Below are 21,858 nucleotides of genomic sequence, written 5' to 3'. Positions count from 1 at the left end.
AGCACGATCACCCCCGGTCGAGCACGACCGGGGGTGGTGGAACTCGACCACTCTAGGTCACGCCGCCGACAGGCCTCAGGCGGTGGGATCGGCGACCCTGCCCACGAACAGCGGCGTCAGGTGCTCGACGTCGTGGATCACGAACAGGAACGGCCGGTCCACCACGACCTCGACACGCACGGCAGGTGCCGACTCGTCCTGCATGACCACCGCCGTCGCCGCGGCCGCCTCCGTGCCGCGCTCGTCGACGGCGACGAAGGCCTGGTGCAAGACGGCGCCGATGTGCAGATCGGCGACCTCGTCGGTCATGTCTGTGAAGTCGGCGTCCAGCGAGAAGGCGATCGGCATCCCCAGCGCGGTCAACGCGTCCTTCAACGACGCCTCGGTGCGGAACTTCCACCGTGGCAGGCTCAGCTCGACCATCGCATCGGTCACGGCCGTGCCCAAGATGACGGCCAGCTGCCCGCCGGCCACCTTCTGCTCCAGATCACCGAACGCCCCCTCGTCCGGCAGCAACACCGACATGGCCAGCGTGCCGCCGACGTAGGGAAGCCGCACGGCCCGCCAGCCCTCACCCTCGCCGTACCCCGCCCCCTCGAGCGAGGCGACCATGGTCGGTACGTCGACGGTGTCGCTCGCGGACCGGTGGAACGGCCGGTCGGAGGTGAGGGTCTCCTGGAACGGGAACTGCCACGGCGCCTTGAAGTAGAGCGCGTTGACGAGCACCAGTCGGGTCAGCTCGTCGAGCACTCCCTCGGGGATGATCTCGGGGATCTTGTCGTGCGTGCGCTCGGCGGTCCAGCCGTTGATCTTCGTGCGCGCGTCCTCGGTGTGCCCGATGTAGTCGACGGTCCGCATCCCCGCGCCGTAGGACCGGGCCAGCGTCTCGAGGAAGTCGTCGCTCCACGTCACCGAGCCGTCGCCGAACAGCGCGTTGGCGCTGTCGAGCGCGATCACGGCCGGGTCGGCGCCCTCCTGCTCGAACGTGCCCGCGAGACCCTCCACGGCCTGCGTCAGGGCGTTGATGCCGCCGTTGTGCGCGGCGAGGTCGCCGATACCGAGCACCTGGTCCATCTCCTCCGCGGTCTTGCCGGCCGCGCCGTTGCGCGTCATCGACAACGCGACGGCGACGGAGTACGGCGAGAACGCGAGGTTGCCCGGCTGGCTCGACAGCTGCGCGTACAGGCCGCCGGTCAGGTGGTTCAGCGCGTCGACGACGCCCGGGATCAGCTTCGGGTCCCCCGCCTCACGATCCACCTGCGCAGCGACGACACCGGGATCGGTCGCGATGGCCGGCCCGCTGTTGTCGCTGCAGGCCACCAGGGCCGACGACGAGGTGGCGAGGGCGGCAAGCCCGAGGATCTTGAGGACGTCGCGGCGAGCCAACCCGTTCAGCATGGTTCGTGGGACGCCCGTCAGCCCGAGGTGGTTCCGGGGACGAGCCACTGGCTCACCCACTGGCTGACCGTCTGGCCGAACCGCTCGCGCTCGTCGGTGACCAGCGAGTGGGTCGCCCCCTCGACCCAGCGCACGTCGGCCTGGGGCACGGCGGCAGCGAAGCGCGTTGCGCCCATCTCGTTGAGCTGCCGGGCCTGCTCGGGCTCCGTGGCCAGCAGCAAGAGCGTGGGGATGCGCTGGGCTGCGATCAACGGCCAGGTCTCCGACTGCTTGGCGCGTGCCAGGTGGTAGCGCGCCGCGCCGCTGGCGCGACCCGGGGTGCGTGAGACCAGGCGCCCCTCGTCATCGGGCTGCATACCCTCGAGGAACGCGTCGACCAGGACGTCGTCCACGTCGGTGCCGATCAGCTCGGCCACGTGCTCCCGGTCGGGCAGCCGCAGCCGTCCGGCCTCCGCTGCCTCGCAGAGCTCCTCGATGGTCGAGTCCAGGTCGACGCCGGGGGTCTCGGCGTAGTCGAGGTGGCCACTGTCGACCAGGACGAGCGAGTGCACGAGCTCGGGGTAGGCGGCCGCCAGGTGGCAGGCGATCGCGCCGCCCCAGCTGTGACCGACGAGGTCGAACCTCGGCCAGTCCAAGGTCCCCACCAGCTCGACCATCAAGGTGGCGAGCCTCGAGACCGCGTAGTCATCAGGGTCGAGCGGGGGCGATCCGCCGTACCCCGGCAGGTCGGGCGCCGCCACGTCGAAGCCCGCGTCGACGAGAGGCTGCACGCCCAGGCCGAGGAACGCGGCCGAGGACGCGGGACCCAGCGCGTGCAGGAAGAGCAGCGGACGCCCGCCGGGTTCGCCCCAGCGACGGACGTACAGGGTGGTGCTGCCGACGGTGAGGTCCACGGTCAGCTCGCTGACTGGGCTGTGCGCTCGGCCTGGGTGCGGAGCACGCAGAACTCGTTGCCCTCGGGATCAGCCATCACGGCCCATCCGGTGCCGGGTCCCCAGTGACCGCGCAGGTCGCTGACGATCGAGGCTCCTGCTCCGAGCACGCGGTCGGTCTCCTCGTCGCGCGTCCCCGAGCGCGGCACCAGGTCGAGGTGCAGACGGTTCTTGCCCTCCTTGCCCTCGGGGACCTCGACGAACAGGATCCGGTGACCGGTGGCGGGGTCGAGGATCATGCACTCCTCGTGGCCCGGCTCGTTGGGGTCATCGGCCACCATCTCGTAGCCCAGCAGCGCTCTCCACCATTCCGAGAGCTCATAGGCGTTGTGGCAGTCGACGGTCGTGTGCGAGACGAAGCAGGTCATGGTCCGACCCTGCCCCACCGGTCAATGGCTCGGCGAGGGGATAAACACTCAGCGCAGGACGAGGTCGATCGTGCGGCCCGAGATGCTGCCCCCAGAGGTCGAGCCCGGCATGGGGCGCGGGGTGCAGTCGCAGGTGTCGCTGCACGGCAAGAAGGTGTGCGGCGCGTGCCCGCACTCGGTGCAGGGCATCTCGTGCGAGAGGTGGTGCCCGGTCTGCTCGGCGGTGTCCCACATGGCCCTGCTCCTTCCTGTTCGCGTGACCTTGGTAAGGATGGTCGAGGGCGCCGAGAGATACGTCCGTTTCGTCCCCAACGCATCCGGAATCTCATCGAGATAGTCCGAACGGGTCACCTGGGGGCGACCCACCAGGGCCTGGGGTGGTTCCAGATCCGGCTCGCAGGGCCCGCAGGTGGTGTGGACCGGTCTAGTCGGTTCAGTCCGTACCGTGGACCCGCACGAAGTCGAGGATGGCCTCGGAGAGCTCCTGCCGGCACACGATCAGGTCGGGGAGAGACACGTCGTCCTGGTTGTAGCGAAGCTCCGAGCCGTCGATGCGCGAGCAGAACAGACCAGCGGACCTGGCCACCGCGACCGGCGCGGCGTTGTCCCATTCGTACTGGCCGCCTGCGTGGACGTAGGCATCGGTGATGTCGCGGACGACCGAGACGACCTTCACGCCGGCCGAGCCCATCGGCACGAGCTCGGCGTCGAGCTCGGCGGCCAATGCCTCGACGAAAGCGGGTGGCCTGGTCCGCGAGACCGCGATGCGCGGGCGCTCGGAGCTGCGATCGGGTACGACGGGGGGCGCGGCGGTGCTGAACGTCTCGCCCAGCGCCGGCTGGGCGACCGCGCCTGCCACCAGGTCGCCGTCCTCCCACAGCGCCACGTGCACGGCCCAGTCGTCGCGCGGGATCTCGGAGAACTCACGAGTGCCGTCGAGCGGGTCCACGATCCAGACCCGCTTGGCCGATAACCGTTTCGCCTTGTCGACATCCCTTTCCAGGCCCTCCTCGGAGAGCACCGAGTCCTCCGGCCGGATCGTCGCGAGCAACCTCATCAGCAGGTCGTGGGCGGCCTGGTCGCCGGCGTCCTTGAGCTCGCGTCCCTCGAGACCTTCTGCTCGCACCTCGAGCAGCCGCTCGCCGGCGACGGTCGCCAGCCACTCGGCCAGCACGTGGTCATCGGCGCCATCGGGCGGCGTGCGGTCATGGTGGCCCCGATTGCTCGTCACACGGTCACCCTAGTCAGGGCCACTTCAGCGGTTGAAGCGCTGCTGCGTGCGCTCCAGCCCGTCGGTGATCAGGGACTCGACCGCGTCGGCCGCCTCGACGAGGTTGATGTCGAGCTCCTTGCGCTCGGCCGAGGAGAAGTTGGACAACACGTAGTCGGCCGGGTCCTGGCGACCCGGCGGCCGACCGATGCCGACCCGCACCCGGTAGAAGTCGCCGGTGGCCAGCGAGGAGCGCATCGACCGCAGGCCGTTGTGGCCGTTGTCGCCGCCACCGAGCTTGAGCCGCAGCGCCCCGAACGGGATGTCGAGCTCGTCGTGGATCGCGATCACCCGCTCGGGCGGCACCTTGTAGAACTTCGCCAGCGCGGAGACGGGACCACCGGTCTCGTTCATGTAAGAGCGAGCGCGCGCCAGCACCACCCGCGGGGTGTCGGTCCCGATCGGTCCGAGCCTGCCCTCCACGACCTCCGCGCGACCGGACTTGTGGGCGCGCAGCGAGGAGCCCATCCGCTCGGCGAGGACGTCGAGGACCAGGTAGCCGATGTTGTGCCGGTGCCCGGCGTAGGTCGGCCCGGGGTTGCCCAGGCCGACGACGAGCCAGACGTCGCCGGTGGGGTTCACGAGATCCTCCTGGATCGCACGGCCCAGGAAAGGCAGGAACCTCCTGAACCGCTCGAGGATCACTCCTCGTCGCCGCCTGCGGACTCGCCCTCGGCGGGAGCGCCCTCGTCGGCGCCGGCCTCGGCGTCGGACTCCTCGTGGACGGTGCCCACCCCGGCCTCGGCCTCGGCGAGCTCGGCCTCCACCGCCTCGGCGGACTGGGCCTGGGTGACGTTGATGACGAGCGTCTCGGGGTCGACCACGAGCGTGGTGCCCGAGGGCAGCACGAGGTCGGACGCGTGGATCTGGGTGCCGGCGGCGGCGCCCTCGATGTCCACCTCGATGAACTCGGGGATGTGCGTGGCCTCGGCCTCGACCTGCACGGTCGCGTTCTCGGTGACGACCAGGGTCTCGGGTGCGGCGTCGCCGACGGTGTGGATCGGCACGTCGACGGTGACCTTCTCGCCACGACGCACGGCGACGAAGTCGATGTGCTCGAGCACGCGACGCAGCGGGTCGACCTGGACCTGCTTGGTCAGCGCCAACTGGGGGCTGCCGTCGATGTCGAGCTCGAGCAGCGCGTTGGCTCCGCCGTGCTTGAGCGCCATCATCGTCTGGTGGCCCGGCAGGGTCAGGTGGATCGGGTCGTTGCCGTGGCCGTACACGACGGCAGGGATCTTGTTGTCGCGACGGATCCGGCGAGCTGCGCCCTTGCCGAACTCGGTGCGCTTCTCGGCGGTGATCTTCTCGGCGGCCATGCTTCTCCTCGTGCTGGTGGTCTCAGGACCCCGGGCGGACTCACAGGGCGGCACGATGAGAGCCGGCCCAGTCGATCACGGCATCCCGGTGGGATGCCCTCGCCGAGGCAACCGGACGAGTCTAGAGGCCGCTTTGCACCGGAGCCAATCGTGGAGCCGCGCTCAGCTGTCGCCGTCTTGCCGGCGGCTGCCCGACGCGCCGGCGACAAGGGACCGGCGGGTCGACGATGCAGGAAGGGACGACTTCGAGGCCGCCACGCAGTCGGTGAAGCTGATGTTGCCCAGGCCGATGTGCTGGTTCCCCGAGGAGCCGTCACCTCCCGCCTTGTAGGTGAAGGACACGACTTGGATCGGTCCCGCCCAGGTGAGGTCGACGAAGTTCAAGCCGGAGTCGATGGCCTGATCCTCGAACTCCGTGTTGCGGAACGGGTCAGTCGAGGTGCCGATGCCCGTCAGCCTCGACCCGCGCGCGTAGCCGAACCCCGGCGTGTCGACGACGACGCGGTCCTTCCAGGCGACTCCTCCGGAGTCGTTGGTGTCGTTGTCGATGTCGTGGATCCGGAAGCCCAGGTTGCTCACCGGTTCGCTCAGGGTGATGGTGACCGTCACCGAGTCGTCCTTGACCAGCGGTGACAGCATCTCGATCTCGATGTAGTTCCACGCAGGGGTCGTGGACGTGCGGGCGACCTCTCCCGTGTCGCCCGGCGTCGGGTCCCCGCCGTTCCCGGTCGAGGAGTAGGCGATCGTCGCGGTGACGCTCGAGGGCAGGAAGGTCAGGACACCGGGCATCTGCCCCACCGTCAGGTTGTCGAAGCTGGTCTGCACGACGCACCCACTGGCGGCGTACGCCGGAGCGCCGACCCCCACGATCGCGACCGGCACGGTCCAAGCCGCGCCCTGCGTGACGGTCCTGCGTGTGAGCATGCGACTGCTCGTCTCCATCCGATGCTGCCTCTCGTCCCGGTCTGGCCTGGTTTCAGGCCGTGGAGGACCGTAGGGAGGCCGCGCTCGCACCATCTAGAGGGAGAAGTGCACAGAACGCCCACATTGGTGGCAGCACGTGACGGCCCACGCGGAAGCCGGGCGAAGCCCGCCGCCACACTCAGGCCAACATCTCCCGGACGACTAGACGGGCCGAGGACGGGCAGCCCTTGGTGAAGCCGTAGAAGGGGCCGAAGTCGCGGGTCGATGCGAACCCGGTGACGAAGAGCCCGGGCAGCGAGGTCTCGAAACCAGGGCTGAGGTCGGGGAAGCCGTCGCTGACCGCGATCTGGTCGAGGACGCCGGCGAGGTAGGGCACCGCGGCCAGGTCGGCCTGGTATCCCGATGCGAAGACCACGTGGTCGACCGCGAGCTCGCCGCCGTCGGAGATCGACAGCGTGACGTCGGCGTCGTCGGCCGCCACCGAGAGCACCACGGTCTCCGGGTGGCTCGTCACCACCTCGGGCCGCAGTCGCGGTGCCAGCCACCACTCGAGCGTGAGCCTGCCGACCTGCCAGAACTGCAGCGCGATCTCGTGCTGTCGTGCGGCGGGCAGGTTGCGCCACCAGCCCCGCTCGGCCAGCGTCTGCTCGACCAGCGGATCGACGAACGTCCAGCTCACCTTCTCGAACGCGGGTGTCGCGTGCCGGTGCACGACGTCGACCTTCGCGGCACCGTGGTCGCACAGGAGCGCCGCCCACTCGTAGGCGCTCTGGCGGCCGCCGATGATGGCCACTCGCCGATCGGCGAGGTCGTCGAACGCGACGAGTTCGCTGGTATGACTCCGGCGATCGGCAGGTACGTCGGCGTGCCACGCGGGCAGCTGGGTGAAGTGCGCGATCCCAGGGCAGGCCAACACCTTGTCGGCGGCGATCGTCGAGCCGTCGTCCATCGTCGCGACGAAGGCACCGTTCTTGCCCAGGTTGGCGACGAGACGCTGGTCGGGTCGCAGGCCCTTGCGTCGCGCGAACCACTCGGTGTGGTCGAGGAAGACCCCGATCGGGATGGGGTCGACGTCGGCCGGGTCGAGGCCGGCGTCCTCGAAGTACGCCGCGAAGGAATCGCCCGAGGAGTCGGCACCCGCTGCGTCCAGCGACCAGTCGGGCCCGGACCGGAGGTACATGTCGGCCGGCATCTGGTCGCGCCAGAACGCCATCGGGACGCCGACCACGTGGGTGTCGATGCCCCGCTCGCGGGCGTAGGCCGCGGCGGAGTAGGCGTAGGGACCCGCCCCGACGACGAGGAGGTCCGTGCGCATGGGCTAGGCGTGCCCCTCGAACATCGAGGTCACCGAGCCGTCCTCGAAGACCTCCTTGATCGCCCGGGAGAGCAGGGGTGCGATCGAGAGCACCGTCAGCTTGTCGAAGAGGTTCTCTGACGGGATCGGGAGCGTGTTGGTCACCACGACCTCGGCCGCCGAGCAGTTCTTGAGGCGGTCGACCGCCGGACCGGACAACAGTGCGTGGGTGGCCGCGATCACGACGCCCGCCGCTCCGTCGGCCATCAAGGCCTCTGCGGCCTGCACGATCGTGCCGCCGGTGTCGATCATGTCGTCGACCAGCACGCAGATCCGGTCGTCGACGCGCCCGACGACGCGGTTGGCGACGACCTCGTTGGGACGGTCCTCGCGGCGGGTCTTGTGGATGAAGGCCAGCGGGGCACCGCCCAGTCGCGCCGACCAGCGCTCGGCCACCTTGATCCGGCCGGCGTCGGGGCTGACGACGGCCAGCTGCTGGCCGGCGTACTTCTCCCGGACGTAGTCGGCCAGGATGGGGAGCGCCATCAGGTGGTCGACCGGCCCGTCGAAGAAGCCCTGGATCTGGTCGGCGTGGAGGTCGACGCAGATCAGCCGGTCGGCGCCGGCGGTCTTGAACAAGTCGGCCATCAGCCGCGCCGAGATGGGCTCGCGACCGCGGTGCTTCTTGTCCTGACGCGCGTAGCCGTAGAACGGCTGGACGACCGTGATCCGCTTGGCCGACGCCCGCTTGAGGGCGTCGACCATGATCAGGTGCTCCATGATCCACTCGTTGACCGGAGCGGTGTGGCTCTGGATGACGAAGGCGTCGCAGCCGCGGACCGACTCCTCGTAGCGGACGTAGAGCTCGGAGTTGGCGAACTCGTAGGCGGAGGTCGGGACGAGCCGCGTGCCGAGCTCGAGGGCGACCTCCTGGGCGAGCTGGGGGTGTGCTCGACCGCTGAAGACCATCAGGTTCTTCTTGGTGGTCTTCTTCAGTCCGCTCACGCGCATCGCTCCTGAGTGCGGTTCCCCTGTGACGGGTCTAGTGTCCCTCACCGTCATCGGCGGGCACACCACCGGGCTCCGTGTCGCCCTCCAGCGCCTGTTCGGCGGCCGCTGCCTGCGGCGTCCCGGCGCGCTTGCTGGCCACCCACCCGGCCAGGTTGCGCTGGGGTCCGCCCGACACGGCGAGTGCGCCGGGCGGCACGTTGCGGCGTACGACGGTCCCACCGCCGGTCGTCGCGCCCTCGCCGATCTCGACCGGCGCGACGAAGGTGTTGTTGGAGCCGGTGCGGGCCAGCCTGCCGACGCGCGTGTGGTGCTTGGCCACCCCGTCCCAGTTGGCGAAGATCGTGCCGGCGCCGATGTTGGCCTGCTCGCCGATCTCGGCGTCGCCGACGTAGGACAGGTGCGGCACCTTGGCGCCCGGACCGATCTCGGAGTTCTTGACCTCGACGAAGGTGCCGATCTTGCCGCCCGCCCCGAGGAGGCTGCCGGGCCGCAGGTAGGCGAAAGGCCCGACGCTGGCGGCCTCGCCGATCACCGCGAGCTCGGCGTGGGCTCGCACGACGCGGGCCCCGGCTCCGACCTCGCAGTCCTTGAGCGTCGAGTCGGGCCCGATCACGGCGTCCTCGGCGACGACGGTCGCGCCGAGCAGCTGGACCCCGGGCAGGATCGTCACGTCCGGCTCCAGCTTCACGTCGGCGTCGATCCAGGTCGTGGCCGGGTCCATCACCGTGACGCCCTCGCGCATCCACTGGGTGACGATCCGGCGGTTCATCTCGCGACCCATCTCGGCGAGCTGGACGCGGTCGTTGACGCCCTCGGTCTGCCCGACGTCGTCGATGAGGTGGGCTCCGACGTGCAGCCCGTCGTCGCGGGCGATCTTGACGGTGTCGGTGAGGTAGTACTCGCCCTTGGCGTTGTCGTTGCTCAGCCGCGGCAGCGCCCCGACCAGGAACTCCGCGTCGAAGGCCAAGATCCCCGAGTTGATCTCGCGGATCTCCCGCTGGTCGCGGGTGGCGTCGTTCTCCTCCACGATCGCCTCGACGTCACCGTCGTCGCCACGCACCACCCGGCCGTAGCCGAACGGGTCGGCCACCACACCAGACAGGATGCTGACCGCCCGCTGGGCCGCCTCGTGCTCCTGGGCGAACGCCCGCAGCGACTCGGCCTGCAGCAGCGGGGTGTCGGCGTACGCCACCAGCACGGTGCCGCGCAGGGGCGCACCCATCAGCCGCTCGGTGAGCGCCTCGACGGCGATGCGTACGGCGTGCCCCGTGCCGCGCTGCTCGTCCTGGACGGCCAGCACCACGTCGGGCACCAGCTGGCGGATGTGCGGCCCGACCTCATCTCGCTGGTGGCCGACCACGGCGACGATGCGGCGCGGCTTGACGCCTTGGACAGCGGTCAGCACGTGGCCGACCATGCTGCGCCCCGACACCTGGTGGAGCACCTTCATGGTCTTGCTCTTCATCCGGGTGCCACCACCAGCCGCCAAGACGACGACGGTGAGCTCGTGATCGTGCACGGCTTCGCTCATGCTCCCCGGGTAGGAGTCGAACCTACGTCGCTAGTCCTGATTCAAAGTCAGGCGGGCCCTGCCGGCAGACCAACCGGGGAATGCTGTCCGGCTGGCAGCCCAACCGGGGATTGCTAACCCAAGGGGATAGACCACCGAAGGATAGGCCCGACGCCGCACGGTCTCGACATCCGCTCGCTGGCGCTCGCGGGGCTCGACCGGCGAAGGTTGGCGCGTGCGCATCCTGATCGCCACCGAGAACTACCACCGAGTCGGCGGCACGGAGACCTACGTCCACACCATCACCGAGCAGCTGCAGCGGCTGGGCCACCAGGTCCGCGTCTACTCCTCCCGCCTCGGCGACATGGCCCAGCTGACACGCGGAGTCGGCGTCGACGTCGTCGGGCGCCCCGAGGACCTCGACCAGCCGGACGACGTGGTGATCTCCCAGGACGCGGCGATGGCCTACGAGATGGCGGGCCGGTGGCCCGGCGTGCCCCAGGTCTACGTCTGCCACAGCATCCTCTACGACATCCAGCAGCCACCCCTGGTCAGCGGCACCGTGCAGGCCGTGGTGGTGATGAACGACCGGACGGCCACGCGCCTGGAGGCTCTCGACGCCGACCTGCCACTGGTGCGGATGCGTCAACCCATCGACGCCGAGTGGCTCACGCCGCGAGGCGACCCGCACCCCACGCCGCAGCGCGCACTGCTGCTGGGCAACTACCTCGCGGGTCCCGCGCGCCGGCTCCTGGTCGAGACCTGGGGCGAGATGGGCGTCGAGCTCGTGCAGGTCGGCTCGGCGACCCGGCCGACCCTGCAGCCGCAGGCGGACATCGCGGCCGCCGACATCGTCGTCGGCAAGGGGCGGGCGGTGCTCGACGCGATGGCATGCGGACGGCCCGCGTACGTCTACGACGTGTTCGGAGCCGACGGTTGGGTCACCGCGGAGAGCTATCCGGCCATCGAGGCCAACGGGTTCGCCGGGCTGGCGTTCCCCGAGGTGGTCGACGCCGCCAGGCTGCGCGAAGACCTCGCGTCCTATGACCGCGACATGGGTGGCCTCAACCGCCAGCTCATCCTCGAGCACCACGATGCCCGGCTCCACGCCACCGGCCTGTCCGAGTTGTGCCACCAGCTGGCGCCCCACGTCGTGCGCGGGGCGGATGGTGCCCGCGAGCTGGCCCGTCAGGTCCGCCTGCGGTGGCGGGCCGAGGTGGAGGTGATCAACCTCCAGTCGTCGCTGCGGCAGGTGACCACCGAGCTCGCCACCGCCCGAGACGACCTGGGCCGCGCCGAGCGTGACCGCGACAAGGCCAGGGCGCGAGGGCGGCGGGTGGCGGCCAGGGAGAAGGTGCTGCGTCAGGGGCGCTGGGTCCGGCTCGGCGAGGCGCTGCGACTGGTGCGTCAGCGATGACTGGGAACCCACTCTCCTTGCAGCCCTCCGACCGGGCACCGCAGCTGCTGGTCGCTGCGGGAGTCGACGTCCCCGGCGACGCCGTGATCGGCGCCAACGTGGTGATCCACGCCGGGGTGGTCCTCGGCGCCGGCGTGGTCATCGAGGACGCTGTGGTGCTCGGCAAGGTTCCGGCTCTCGGTGGTGGCTCCAAGAGCCCGCAGGCGATGCCCGTCTCCACCCACCTCGGCGACGGGGCGATCGTCGGCTCGCACTCCACCGTGAGCGCCGGGGCCTGGATCGGAGCCCGCGTCTACGTCGGCGACCACTCGCTGGTCCGCGAGGGCTCCCGGCTCGGGGCCGACACCTCGATCGGCCACGCCTGCACGATCGGACGCGACGCGGTCGTCGGAGAGCGTGTGCGGATGCAGGGGTACTGCGGGCTGGCCACGGGCGTCCTCGTCGAGGACGACTGCTTCCTCGGTCCGATGGTGATCATGCTGGCCGGCATCACCATGGGCGCCATCGGGAAGGACCCCGCGCCAGCGGTCCTGCGGCGAGGCAGCAACATCGGCAGTGCGGCCCAGATCCTCACCGGGGTCGAGGTCGGGGCCGGCGCCGTGGTGGGAGCCGGAGCCGTGGTCACCCACGACGTACCTCCCGGCGTCACCGTGGCCGGCGTACCCGCCCGACCCCTCAACTAGGGTCAGCGGGGTGGACCTCCCCGTCATGCCGCCCGTGCAGCCGATGCTGGCGAAGTCCGTGAAGGGCATCCCCGACCCGGCCAAGCACGGCGGCCTGAGCTTCGAGCCGAAGTGGGACGGCTTCCGCTGCATCGTCTTCCGCGACGGCGACGAGGTGGAGCTGGCCAGCCGCAACACCAAGCCCCTCACCCGCTACTTCCCCGAGGTCGTCGCGGCCGTCAAGGAGCAACTGCCCACCCGGTGCGTCCTCGACGGCGAGCTGTTCGTGGCCCTCGGAGATCGCCTCGAGTTCGAGACCCTCCAAGAGCGCATCCACCCGGCGGCCTCGCGGGTCAACCTGCTCGCCGAGCAGACCCCTGCCGGCTTCGTCGCCTTCGACCTGCTGGCCCTCGGCGACGAGTCGTACGTCGACCGGCCGTTCGCCGAGCGCCGGGCGGCGTTGGCGAAGGCACTGGCCGGGCTGGACGGACCCTGTTACCTCACCCGCACGACCGAGGACCCCGAGGTCGCCGAGCAGTGGTTCAGCCGGTTCGAGGGCGCCGGGCTCGACGGCGTGGTCGCCAAGCCGCTCGGGGCGACCTATCAGCAGAACGCCCGCACCATGCTCAAGATCAAGCACGAGCGCACCGCTGACTGCGTCGTGGCGGGGATGCGTGAGCACAAGACCTCGACTCGCGAACGGCCGTTGCTCGGCAGCCTGCTGCTGGGGCTCTACACCGAGGACGGCCTGCAGCACGTCGGCGTCAGCGCGTCGTTCACCGAGAAGCGCCGAGCCGAGCTGTGGGCCGAGCTGCAACCCCTCGTCGTCCCGATCGAGGAGCACCCGTGGGGCCGGTGGGCGGAGTTCCTCACCGCCAACCCCGACCGCGTGCCCGGCACGCAGAGCCGCTGGAGCCAGGGCAAGGACCTCTCATTCACACCGCTGCGCCCTGACCTGGTGGTCGAGGTCGCCTACGACCACATGGAGGGGCGGCGGTTCCGGCACACCGCCCAGTTCCGCCGCTGGCGCACCGACCGAGACCCCGAGTCGTGCGGCTACGACCAGCTCGAGGAGGTGGTCTCCTACGATCTCGGCCGTATCCTCGGGGCCTCGACAGGCTCCACCACCGATCAGGAGAACCCATGAGCGAGACCTACGACGTCGTCCTGCTCGTCGAGCAGGCGCTCACCCCCGAGGACGCCCGCCAGGTGCTCTCGCTCCACGAGGAGCTCGACGATCCCGTCGCCTATCACGTGCTGCTGCCGATCGAGGACGCGGCTGCCCGCATCGAGGCGTCGATGGGCACCCTCTCCGGAGGCGAGCTGATGGGCAACCCGACCCTCGGCATGCAGGAGGTCGACGTCGACGCTGTCCGCAAGGACTCCGAGGAGCGCTCCCGCAACGAGCTGTCGACGACGCTCGAATCGCTGCGTGCAGCCGGCGCCACGGTCGTGGGCAAGGTCGTCGGCGACGACCCGATCGCAGCGCTGGCCACCGAGCTCTCCGCCGTCAACGGCCGCGAGGCGATCATCTTGACCCGCCCCCACGTGGTGGCCGAGTTCTTCCACCTCGACTGGACCTCGCGAGCCCGGCGCAAGCTCGGCGTACCCATCCTCCACCTGCTCGAGCACGAGAACTTCGACGAGCAGGCGGGCGGCGGCGAGGGCATCAGCGGACTCTGACTAAAGTCGCTCCGGTGAAGGTCACCCGGCGGCTGCGCGAGCAGCTGGCCGACCGACTGCCCGCCGCTCGCGACCTCGCCGGCCAGGCCCGCGAACGCATCGCCGACCAGGTCAGCAGCCGACTGGGCGACCGGGTCGCTGAACGCATCGAGCCGCACCGACCTCTCGACGCCCGCGGCAACCGCCCCCGCGCGGTCTTCGCAGGGGTGCTCGACGGACGCCACCTGTGGCTCGCCGTCGACGCGACACCCGGCACCTTGGCGCTGCGGCCCTCGGGCACCGAGAAGCTCATCCCGCTGGTCAGCGACCTCGCCGAGGACGACCCCCGCTTCCGGTCGGTTCGCAGCGACCTGTCCGCTCTGCCCGGCGCCGTGGACGCCCGGTTCGAGGTGGTGATCACGGCACCGGGCGGGAAGGTGCTCGAGGTGTGGACGCCTCCCCTGCCCCGCAACGACCTGGTCCGCGTGCCGGCCGGCGACGCCCTCCAGTGGCGCACCACGCGCAGCGAGGACGGCACGCTCGAGCTGGTCCGTGAGCCGGCTCCCGCTGGTGCCCTGCTCGCCGACATCGACATCGACGCCGACGACGTCGTCACGTTGCGCCTCACCGGGGCTCCCGACGGGTCCGACCTCAGGCTCGTCGACGACGAGAGCGGCGAGGTCCTGACGACCTTGCCGCTGACGCACCGACGTGGCGTCGCGACCGCCTCGGTCACCCCCGATGACATCCCCGCAGGAGACGGTCTCTCGGCCAGCGTCTACGCCGGAGACCTGCCGGTGCGCAGGCGCGCCAACGAGATGGCCAGGCCCGCGGGAGCCGTGCTCCTCCCGCAGATCCAGAACCGCGAGGGCGACGACGAGGCCCAGCCCTGGTCCGTCGTCTGGCGCTGGCTGGCCGACGGCGTCCTGCGCGTACGCCGGCCGAAGCCGGAGGCGACCCGATGAGGATCGGCTACCTCGTCTTCAACCTCGACGGGATGGGCGGCACTTCACGTGCTGCCATCACCCAGGCCAACGCCCTGGCCGCCGACCACCACGTGACGCTCCTGTCGGTGACCCGCAGCGGCGAGCGACCGCACTACGAGATCGACGAGCGCATCGAGGTGCGCTACCTCGTGGACGTGCGCGACAGCGACGCACCCGCCGTACCCGGCGTCGACCTGGCACCCGCGCGGGCCAAGGCTCTCCACGAGGCCGCGTCGCTGCTCGTCCCCGCGCGCTGGGACGGCCAGTTCACCGGCCTGTGCGACGTCGGGCTCGAGCGCGTGCTGCCGCATCTCAAGCTCGACGTCCTGGTCACGGTGACCCCGGGCCTGCTGGCCGCCGCCATCCAGCTGCTGCCCCCCGACCCGGTCGTGGTGCACCAGGAGCACCGGTCGACCTCCGATCGCACCTCGGGCCTCGAACCGCTCCTGACGTTCGCCCCTCGAGCCGACGTCGTCGCGGTGTTCACCCCGGCGATGGCCGACTGGATGCACGACCAGCTGGGCGACTCGTCTCCCGAGATCGTCGTGGTGCCCAACCCACTGCCGCTCGGCTTCACGCCGCGCTCGCGCCTCGACAACCCGGTCATCGTCACGGCGGGTCGGCTCGTGCAGGAGAAGCAGTTCAACCGCCTCATCGAGGCCTTCGCCCAGATCGCCGACCGGCTCCCCGACTGGCGGCTGCGTATCTTCGGCGACGGCGACAAGCGCGGCGAGCTGGTCCGCCTGGTGCGCATGCTCGGCCTCTACGACCGCGTCGAGCTGCCCGGGGCCGTCGCCGACATGCGCCCCGAGTGGGCCAAGGCCAGCATCACCGCACTCACCTCGCGCACCGAGGGGTTCCCGCTGATCGTGCAGGAGGCGATGGCCGCGGGAGTGCCGGTCGCCAGCTACGACTGCGCGTCCGGGCCGCGCGAGATCGTGCAGCACGAGGTCAACGGGCTGCTCGTCTCCCCCGACTCCATCGCCGGGATGGCGGCCGCTCTCCTCCGGCTGGCCACCGACGTCGACCTGCGCCACGCGCTCGGTGAGGGCGCCTACCGCACCTCCCGCCAGTACGACGCCTTCGCCATCGCCGAACGCTGGGTGGGCGTCTTCTCGTCCGCCCGCACCCGTCGTACGTCGTCGGGCCGGCTGGTCTCCCGGGCGCTGGCCGCCGGCGCGGCCAAGCCGGGGCGTCGCTCGGGTGGTCGACCGGTCGACGCCGCTGGTCTGACCCCTGCCCAGGTGCGCGAGGCGGCACTGGCGTGGGCGGTCAAGGCGGCGACCGAGAGCAGTGACGAGTGGCTGGTGATCCCCGCCCATGGCGCGGGGGCTCCGGTGGTGGTGCTACCCATGGCCGACCGCGACGGGTTCCTCAAGGCCGTGGGCGGCCTGGGCGTGCCGCCGTACCTCTCGCTTCGCGACCCCGCGCAGCACGGTTGGCCCGAGCGCCGCGGCACCCCGGGCTTCTTGGGCGACGACCTCCGGCGCGGCATGACACCGCGGGTGTTCCTGGAGCCCTGGCCCGAGGTCGAGGGACGCACGACCGTCGCGGGGCAGGGCTGCTCGGTCGAGGTGCAGTTCTGGGAGCGGCACGTCGAGGGCTACCTGGTCTCTCCCGGCCCGAACCCCTACACGACCCGGATCCCGCCCGAGGAGCGGGTGGTCGACCACGTCATCGACGGGGTCGAGGTGCGGACCCTGCCCCTGATGGCGGTCCCGACGGTCAGCGAGTGCCGGTTCCCGATCGACGTCGTCTACACCTGGGTCGACGGCAACGACCCCGAGTGGGACGCCGCGCGCGAGGCCCGGATCGCCGGGCTCCCGGGCTCGGCCTCGTCGACTGTCCACACCCGCGAGTCCAGCGGTCGGGCCCGGTTCGTCTCCCGCGACGAGCTGCGCTACTCGCTGCGGTCGGTGCACCTGTTCGCGCCGTGGGTACGCACCATCTACCTGGTCACCAGCGGTCAGGTGCCGGCCTGGCTCGACCTCGACCACCCCGGTATCCGGGTGGTGCCGCACGCCGAGATCATGCCGGCCGAGGCGCTGCCGACGTTCAACTCGCACGCGATCGAGACCTCGCTGCACCACATCCCCGGCCTGGCGGAGCACTGGCTCTACTTCAACGACGACTTCTTCCTCGGCCGTCCGATCCGCCCCGAGACCCTGTTCAGCCCGGCCGGTCTGTCCTCGGTGTTCTTCGCCCAGGCCACCATCGGGCTCAGCGACCTGCCGGGCTCGCCACCTTGGCTGAAGGCGGCGTGGAACAACCGACGCCTGCTCCAGGAGGAGTTCGGTGCGGTGACGACCAACGCGCTGGCCCATGCGCCGTACGCGTTGCGGACCTCGGTGCTGACCGAGATCGAGGCCCGCTTCGCCGAGGCGATCAGCGCCACGACCCGCTCGCCGTTCAGGTCCGACACCGACGTCTCCACGCTGAGCTCGTTCGCGCAGCACTACGGCCTGCTGACCGGCACCGCCTACCCGGCGACCGCCGACACGGTGTTCCTCAACATCGCCCACCCGATCCTGGGCTGGCAGCTCAACCAGCTGCTCGGACGTGACCAGGACTTCTTCTGCCTGGCCGACCACCACGACCTGGGCTTCCGTCAGGCCAAGGTCGACCAGCTCGTCGACGACTTCATGCAGGCGTACTTCCCGATCGCGGCGCCCTGGGAGAAGGGCGGCTGAGCCACTAGCCCTTCAGTCGCTCGATCTCGGCCTCGGCCTCGGCCAGCTTGGCCTTGAGCTTCTGGCGGACCTTGGCGACCTGCGCGGTCGTCTCGTCGAGCGCGATCGCGGCCGAGGACCAGTAGAGGTCGACGTACTCCTGGCGCAGCGCGTCGATCCGCTTCATCGCCGCCTGGTCGTCGGGCGACTCGACCAGGGCGTTCATCGCCTCCCACGACTGCTCGGCGAGCTTGACGAGTCCCGGCGCGACCTCGAGGCCCTCCCAGTCCGGGTTGGAGCGGTTGAGGCTGACGTCGATGAAGTCGTCGACGGGGTGGTGCCCGCTGACGTCGTTGAAGCTCAGCCCCAGCTGCTCGCCGGCCCGCTTCATCGCCGCCCGCCAGTCGCCGATGAGGTCGTAATACGGCACGAAGGCCCGCGGGTTGCCCCGGGTGACGCGCTCGGTCTCGAACGCCGCGTTGATCCAGGCCGCCACGTTGGTCGTCTCGCGCTGGCGGCGGAAGTGGCGGGTCATGTCACTGAGGTACGCCGTGTCGCGGGACCGCACGACCTGTGCGGGGTGACGCAGCATCGTGAGGCTGGTCAGCTGTGCACCGAACTCCTCGGCCATCCGCTGCCACAGGTCGTAGACCCAGTAGGCGCGGGTGTCCTTGAGCAGGATCTGCTTCTCTCCGGTGGCGATCTGCTCGCGCAGCCAGTCGCGCAGCTGCTGCTCGACCTCCGGGGTGACGTGCTTCTTGGCGATCTTGCCGGCATTGGGCCGCGAGTCGATGGTGCGCACGGGGATCGGGTTGAGCAGCCACTTGTGGAACTCGGCCACCCAGAGCGGCTCGTAGTAGCCGCGTGGGTTGTTCTCGTCGGTCTCCACCTCGGGCTGGGGGATGTAGAGGCCCAGCCGCTTCAGCGTGCCCGCCACGCTGCTCGTGCCGCTGCGTCCCGAGCCCGTGACGACGACGAGCTTGACCTGACCCTCTTGTGCTGGCACGGGCCCAGGATATTCAGGTGCCCGGTGAGGCCTCGCACTCCTACCCTCGCGGCATGGGAATCACGGAGTGACCGCAGCCAGGCCCCGATCGGCGGCCTGACGACCGACGTACCGCGCGTGCCGGGGGTAGCGCCCCGTCACGAGTCATCGAGGGACGCTCGGTCAGGCGAGCCACTCCGCCGGAGCCCCTCATGCCCACGCTGTCTCCAGCCGCGCGCCTCTACTCCCAGGCCCGCCGCAACCTGCTCCCTCGTCACGAGCGCCTCGTCGCTGTCGCCGGACGCTGGCAGCATGAGTACCTCGCCCATCTCGGCATCCGGCCGGAGGTCACGCTGCGGTGCGGCGAGGTCGCCCATGACGCCGCCCTCGACATCTCCGAGCGAGCCCTCGCCCGGGTGCATCCGGGGCTGTCCGCACCCGCGCTGCTGTCCGTCGTACGCCTCCCGGAGTGGCGACCGGCGCAGGTGTTGCGTCCGGACTCACGGCTGGTGCTGGTCGCCGACGGCATCGAGTACGCCGGCAACCTCGGCACGCTCATCCGCACCGCCGACGCCGCGGGCGCAGACGGCCTGGTGCTCACCAACGCCACCTGCCGGCTCACCCACCCCAAGGTCTTCGAGGCCAGCCGCGGGACGGTGCTGACGCTCCCGGTGCTGACCTATGACTCGGTGGCCCGGGCTCGTCGCGACCTCACGGCGGCCGGCTTCACGACGTACGTCGCCGACCCGGCCGCCGCCGTCGACTACCTGGCCGTCGACTACGGGCCGGGCAAGGCCGCGATCGTCGTGGGCTCCGAGGGCAGCGGCGTCGCCGCCGAGTGGCGCACGCCCGACCTCACGCGGGTCTCGATCCCGATGCGCGGCCGCGCCGACTCGCTCAACGTCGCCGCCTCCGCGTCAGTGCTCCTCTTCGACGCCCGCGCTCGCATGCGCTAGCTCGACGGCGATGTCGAGGTGACCGGCGTGCCGTGCGTACTCCTGGAGCACGTGGAAGCAGATCCAGCGCAGCGTCGGGATGCCGTTGGTGTGGTCCCAACGCAGCGACGGCGGGGCGACCTCGTCGAGGTCGCGCTCTGCCAGGATGCGGGTGGTCCGCTCGCCGAGGTCACGCAACAGCGGCACCAGGTCCTCGGCGGTGATGTGGTCCGGAACTTCCCAACGCGGTTGCGGCTCCCCAGGAGGCACATCCCACGGCTGCTCCCGGTCCCAATCACCCCACGGGTCCACCACGTCCTCGGCCAGGAACCCCCAGACGAACCACCGACGTTCCATGTGCAGCACGTGACTGAGCAGCTGGATCGGCGTCCACTGCGAGGGGATGCGGGTCGTCCCTTGCTCCTCCGGGGTGAGCGCCGAGACGCCTTCGACGATCTGCTCGCGGTAGTAGGAGAGGTACGCCGCGAACCCGCTTGCCTCGTCGCGTACTGCGCTCTCTGGCTCGCCGTTCATGAGACCGACCCTTCAAGAATCATCTGCGGAAGCCTCAGCGCCCACGACGGGAAGCAGCTCATCCATCTGCTCTTCTGGGATGAAGGCCCGGTCGAGGTTGAGCGGGACGTCGACCTCGACGTATCGCCAGGCGCTGAGCAGGTCGGCGCAACGGCCGACCGTGTCCTCGACCACGATCACCGGACGATGTGCCGCGATGCTCCGCTCGGCACCGCGCAGTACGAATGGTTCGTATCCCTCGACGTCCAGTTGGATGAGTGACAGGTCGGGAATCTTGAACTGGTCCACGGTGAGCAGGGGAACTCGTTGTGTGTTGAGCGGCGGTCGCCGGCGCTCGGGCTGAATGATGTAGGACATACCGCCGAGGTGGCGCCCATTGGCATTCTCGGTCTCGACCTGGACGAGCGCGTTGTCTGATCCGAGGCCGGCATGAAATAGCAACACGTTGTCCAACCGGTTCGCCTCCACGGCCGCATGTGCGAACAGGTAGTTCTCCAGCACCGGCTCGAACGCATAGACCGTCCCGGGCGTCTTGCGGGAGAAGGACGTGAGCATGTCGCCAAAGAAGGCACCCGCGTGAACCATGCTGCCCGGGCGGTGGGCCAGAACATCTCGCACGAGCTGGTGAAGCCTCGGGACGACCAACCTGCCACTGAGGATGCGCTTGGCAACAGGCTTGTGCGCCGCGTACTCGGGCACGAAGAAGGTCGTCTCCCGAAACTCTCGGACGTGTGCCCGCATCCCGAAGACTTCGTGTCCGTCGTCGCCGGCCGGTGAAGTCTGCTTGGACCGTCGAATGAGAGGCACTCAAGCCACGCTATCTGACGTGCGCGGAGACCTCAGGCCATCCGACCTGCCTCACCGTGCTCCGAGCTCCGCCGCCCTCGGGTGCCGAGCGTGCCCTGTCATCGGCACGACCGCGCTCATCGCGGCAGGGCCGAATGTCGGGTGTGCCATGCCCTCACCGTGGTCGAACTCGGACGCGCGCGCTCGGAACCGCGTCGTTGCTGAGGGTCTGAGCGAGATGGCACTGGGCTATGAAGGCGACTCGGCCACTGAGCGCAAGACAGCAAGGTCGGCGCGATCCTTGCTACCGCCCACCTCGTCGGGACGCGGGGTGCCCTTGGTAGCGAGCATCATCTCCAGCGTCAGCACTCTTACGGATAGGTCGTCTAAGTTCCGGCGTGCGAATGCCAGGGGCCCGCTCGAGAGCACGATCGGTTGCTCGGGGACGGGCACGACGACACCTCCTTCGGAACCGGGCACGACAAAGGTCAGCTGCAGCTGGTAGCCGTCCCGTGCGTAGTTGGTGCCAACCAGGTCCTCTGGAGTCGGCGTGTGGACCCACCCGGCTCCCTGAAGCACCTCGTGGACGCGGCCCTCGTCGCGTCGCCAGACCAGGACGTCGATGTCCTCGTGCGGTCTCGTGAGCCGGCCCACCCACAGGTCGACGGCCCATCCCCCGAAGAACCAGTGCTCCAGCCCTGCCCCGTCCAGAGCGTCGGAGGCACTTCTGACCATCGAGAATCCTCGGTCGTCGTCACTCGACTGCTGCGTCATGGCTCATTCAAGCGCGGTCAGCGCTGGTCAGCGAGAGCCAAATCGCGGTGCACCACCAACGACGAGTGCCGCCGGGCGACACGATGCACGCTCATCGGCAGATCCGTGCGTCCGACAAGCGGGCGGTCAGACGCAGGCCGACTAACCTCTCCGACTCGCGGCCTGACGGCGACAATGGCTGCAACGCGGCTGCACCACGGCGCACTCGTGGGCCTGCCTGACAGCCCGCGGCGGCGTGGTCGAGCGTGTCTGCCCGGTCCTGCGCAAGCCCGCCAAGGCTACGGATCAGAAGGTTTGGGGTTCGAATCCCTACGGGCGCTCCTCTGTGATGTCTCGGGACATCGGCATGGGGCGAACCCTCAGGATGGGGGTTCGCCCTGCGTTTTGTGTGGCGGTGGTCCGGGTGGTCGGCCGAGTGGCTG

Annotated in this window: 22 protein-coding genes and 1 tRNA gene; 7 read left to right on the top strand and 16 right to left on the bottom strand. The window is 70.1% G+C overall.

All coding sequences use genetic code 11. The features are described from left to right. Window positions 1–75 precede the first annotated feature (75 nt). The 12 genes from ISU10_RS11090 to ISU10_RS11035 form a co-directional block, all read right to left on the bottom strand. The gene (locus ISU10_RS11090) at window positions 76–1,446 is read right to left on the bottom strand and encodes a serpin family protein (protein WP_194696469.1); all 1,371 of its coding nucleotides are present in this window, start codon (window positions 1,444–1,446) and stop codon (window positions 76–78) included. Further along, entirely contained in the window at window positions 1,416–2,291 is an 876-nt protein-coding gene (locus tag ISU10_RS11085; RefSeq protein WP_194696468.1) for an alpha/beta fold hydrolase, read from the bottom strand. Before ISU10_RS11085 ends, ISU10_RS11090 begins: the two co-directional genes overlap by 31 nt. A 2-nt stretch (window positions 2,292–2,293) precedes the next feature. Continuing rightward, on the bottom strand, window positions 2,294–2,698 hold the full coding sequence (locus ISU10_RS11080) for a VOC family protein (protein ID WP_194696467.1): 405 nt from the start codon (window positions 2,696–2,698) through the stop codon (window positions 2,294–2,296). Between the two features lie 48 nt (window positions 2,699–2,746). Beyond that, window positions 2,747–2,932, bottom strand: a complete 186-nt coding sequence (locus ISU10_RS11075; RefSeq protein ID WP_194696466.1) for a hypothetical protein — start codon at window positions 2,930–2,932, stop codon at window positions 2,747–2,749. Window positions 2,933–3,131: 199 nt separating this feature from the next. Next, window positions 3,132–3,929 carry a 3'(2'),5'-bisphosphate nucleotidase CysQ gene (locus ISU10_RS11070; protein ID WP_194696465.1) on the bottom strand — a complete coding sequence of 266 codons (798 nt, stop codon included), beginning with the start codon at window positions 3,927–3,929 and terminating at the stop codon, window positions 3,132–3,134. Between the two features lie 24 nt (window positions 3,930–3,953). Next, window positions 3,954–4,550 (bottom strand): aminoacyl-tRNA hydrolase, encoded by a 597-nt coding sequence (gene pth / locus ISU10_RS11065; RefSeq protein ID WP_194696464.1) that lies wholly within the window; start codon window positions 4,548–4,550, stop codon window positions 3,954–3,956. Window positions 4,551–4,609: 59 nt separating this feature from the next. After that, the gene (locus ISU10_RS11060; RefSeq protein ID WP_194696463.1) at window positions 4,610–5,287 is read right to left on the bottom strand and encodes a 50S ribosomal protein L25/general stress protein Ctc; all 678 of its coding nucleotides are present in this window, start codon (window positions 5,285–5,287) and stop codon (window positions 4,610–4,612) included. A gap of 162 nt (window positions 5,288–5,449) precedes the next feature. Beyond that, window positions 5,450–6,229 (bottom strand): hypothetical protein, encoded by a 780-nt coding sequence (locus tag ISU10_RS11055; RefSeq protein ID WP_194696462.1) that lies wholly within the window; start codon window positions 6,227–6,229, stop codon window positions 5,450–5,452. 160 nt (window positions 6,230–6,389) lie between these two features. Next, window positions 6,390–7,526, bottom strand: a complete 1,137-nt coding sequence (locus ISU10_RS11050; RefSeq protein WP_194696461.1) for an FAD-dependent oxidoreductase — start codon at window positions 7,524–7,526, stop codon at window positions 6,390–6,392. Window positions 7,527–7,529: 3 nt separating this feature from the next. Beyond that, window positions 7,530–8,516 (bottom strand): ribose-phosphate diphosphokinase, encoded by a 987-nt coding sequence (locus ISU10_RS11045; RefSeq protein WP_194696460.1) that lies wholly within the window; start codon window positions 8,514–8,516, stop codon window positions 7,530–7,532. Window positions 8,517–8,547: 31 nt separating this feature from the next. Next, window positions 8,548–10,047: a bifunctional UDP-N-acetylglucosamine diphosphorylase/glucosamine-1-phosphate N-acetyltransferase GlmU gene (glmU, locus tag ISU10_RS11040; protein ID WP_194696459.1), complete on the bottom strand. Its 1,500-nt coding sequence runs from the start codon at window positions 10,045–10,047 to the stop codon at window positions 8,548–8,550. 1 nt (window position 10,048) lies between these two features. Continuing rightward, a tRNA-Gln gene (locus ISU10_RS11035) sits at window positions 10,049–10,127 on the bottom strand. Between the two features lie 134 nt (window positions 10,128–10,261). On the opposite strand from ISU10_RS11035, the gene ISU10_RS11030 reads away from it, so the two are divergent. The 6 genes from ISU10_RS11030 to ISU10_RS11005 are packed head-to-tail and all read left to right on the top strand — an operon-like array spanning window position 10,262 to window position 17,443. Next, entirely contained in the window at window positions 10,262–11,443 is a 1,182-nt protein-coding gene (locus tag ISU10_RS11030) for a glycosyltransferase family protein (RefSeq protein ID WP_194696458.1), read from the top strand. Beyond that, entirely contained in the window at window positions 11,440–12,126 is a 687-nt protein-coding gene (locus tag ISU10_RS23545; RefSeq protein WP_194696457.1) for a DapH/DapD/GlmU-related protein, read from the top strand. The genes ISU10_RS11030 and ISU10_RS23545 overlap by 4 nt, the downstream gene beginning before the upstream one ends. A 10-nt stretch (window positions 12,127–12,136) precedes the next feature. Then, window positions 12,137–13,252, top strand: coding sequence for an ATP-dependent DNA ligase (locus ISU10_RS11020; protein ID WP_194696456.1), 1,116 nt, complete (start codon window positions 12,137–12,139; stop codon window positions 13,250–13,252). After that, window positions 13,249–13,788: a hypothetical protein gene (locus ISU10_RS11015; protein WP_194696455.1), complete on the top strand. Its 540-nt coding sequence runs from the start codon at window positions 13,249–13,251 to the stop codon at window positions 13,786–13,788. Before ISU10_RS11020 ends, ISU10_RS11015 begins: the two co-directional genes overlap by 4 nt. A 14-nt stretch (window positions 13,789–13,802) precedes the next feature. After that, window positions 13,803–14,732 carry a hypothetical protein gene (locus tag ISU10_RS11010; protein ID WP_194696454.1) on the top strand — a complete coding sequence of 310 codons (930 nt, stop codon included), beginning with the start codon at window positions 13,803–13,805 and terminating at the stop codon, window positions 14,730–14,732. Next, window positions 14,729–17,443, top strand: coding sequence for a stealth family protein (locus ISU10_RS11005; protein ID WP_194696453.1), 2,715 nt, complete (start codon window positions 14,729–14,731; stop codon window positions 17,441–17,443). The genes ISU10_RS11010 and ISU10_RS11005 overlap by 4 nt, the downstream gene beginning before the upstream one ends. Before the next feature lie 4 nt (window positions 17,444–17,447). Here ISU10_RS11005 and ISU10_RS11000 read toward each other — a convergent pair whose 3' ends face one another. Continuing rightward, window positions 17,448–18,428, bottom strand: coding sequence for a sulfotransferase family protein (locus ISU10_RS11000; protein ID WP_194696452.1), 981 nt, complete (start codon window positions 18,426–18,428; stop codon window positions 17,448–17,450). A gap of 191 nt (window positions 18,429–18,619) precedes the next feature. Between ISU10_RS11000 and ISU10_RS10995 the strand changes: the two genes are divergently transcribed. After that, window positions 18,620–19,363 (top strand): TrmH family RNA methyltransferase, encoded by a 744-nt coding sequence (locus ISU10_RS10995; RefSeq protein ID WP_194696451.1) that lies wholly within the window; start codon window positions 18,620–18,622, stop codon window positions 19,361–19,363. On the opposite strand, the gene ISU10_RS10990 is transcribed toward ISU10_RS10995, so the two are convergent. From ISU10_RS10990 to ISU10_RS10980, 3 genes are all read right to left on the bottom strand, one after another. Then, a complete protein-coding gene (locus ISU10_RS10990; RefSeq protein WP_194696450.1) occupies window positions 19,325–19,876 on the bottom strand; it encodes a mycothiol transferase in 552 nt (183 codons plus the stop codon). The genes ISU10_RS10995 and ISU10_RS10990 overlap by 39 nt on opposite strands. A gap of 12 nt (window positions 19,877–19,888) precedes the next feature. Next, entirely contained in the window at window positions 19,889–20,683 is a 795-nt protein-coding gene (locus ISU10_RS10985) for an FkbM family methyltransferase (protein WP_194696449.1), read from the bottom strand. Window positions 20,684–20,911: 228 nt separating this feature from the next. Further along, window positions 20,912–21,436, bottom strand: a complete 525-nt coding sequence (locus ISU10_RS10980; RefSeq protein WP_194696448.1) for a nucleotidyltransferase domain-containing protein — start codon at window positions 21,434–21,436, stop codon at window positions 20,912–20,914. Window positions 21,437–21,858: the final 422 nt, after the last annotated feature.

This window comes from Nocardioides agariphilus, assembly GCF_015352445.1.
Lineage (GTDB): Bacteria > Actinomycetota > Actinomycetes > Propionibacteriales > Nocardioidaceae > Nocardioides > Nocardioides agariphilus.
Note: the sequence above shows the minus strand (reverse complement) of the source record. Positions and strands in the feature narration are given on the sequence as shown.

What these genes read in the sequence shown, in the direction of transcription:
- ISU10_RS11080 (WP_194696467.1), bottom strand. Translation starts at nt 2,698, where the DNA reads ATGACCTGCTTCGTCTCGCACACGACCGTCGACTGCCACAACGCCTAT.
- ISU10_RS11075 (WP_194696466.1), bottom strand. Translation starts at nt 2,932, where the DNA reads ATGTGGGACACCGCCGAGCAGACCGGGCACCACCTCTCGCACGAGATG.
- ISU10_RS11060 (WP_194696463.1), bottom strand. Translation starts at nt 5,287, where the DNA reads ATGGCCGCCGAGAAGATCACCGCCGAGAAGCGCACCGAGTTCGGCAAG.
- ISU10_RS11055 (WP_194696462.1), bottom strand. Translation starts at nt 6,229, where the DNA reads ATGGAGACGAGCAGTCGCATGCTCACACGCAGGACCGTCACGCAGGGC.
- ISU10_RS11050 (WP_194696461.1), bottom strand. Translation starts at nt 7,526, where the DNA reads ATGCGCACGGACCTCCTCGTCGTCGGGGCGGGTCCCTACGCCTACTCC.
- ISU10_RS11045 (WP_194696460.1), bottom strand. Translation starts at nt 8,516, where the DNA reads ATGCGCGTGAGCGGACTGAAGAAGACCACCAAGAAGAACCTGATGGTC.
- glmU (WP_194696459.1), bottom strand. Translation starts at nt 10,047, where the DNA reads ATGAGCGAAGCCGTGCACGATCACGAGCTCACCGTCGTCGTCTTGGCG.
- ISU10_RS23545 (WP_194696457.1), top strand. Translation starts at nt 11,440, where the DNA reads ATGACTGGGAACCCACTCTCCTTGCAGCCCTCCGACCGGGCACCGCAG.
- ISU10_RS11015 (WP_194696455.1), top strand. Translation starts at nt 13,249, where the DNA reads ATGAGCGAGACCTACGACGTCGTCCTGCTCGTCGAGCAGGCGCTCACC.
- ISU10_RS11005 (WP_194696453.1), top strand. Translation starts at nt 14,729, where the DNA reads ATGAGGATCGGCTACCTCGTCTTCAACCTCGACGGGATGGGCGGCACT.
- ISU10_RS10995 (WP_194696451.1), top strand. Translation starts at nt 18,620, where the DNA reads ATGCCCACGCTGTCTCCAGCCGCGCGCCTCTACTCCCAGGCCCGCCGC.
- ISU10_RS10990 (WP_194696450.1), bottom strand. Translation starts at nt 19,876, where the DNA reads ATGAACGGCGAGCCAGAGAGCGCAGTACGCGACGAGGCAAGCGGGTTC.
- ISU10_RS10980 (WP_194696448.1), bottom strand. Translation starts at nt 21,436, where the DNA reads ATGACGCAGCAGTCGAGTGACGACGACCGAGGATTCTCGATGGTCAGA.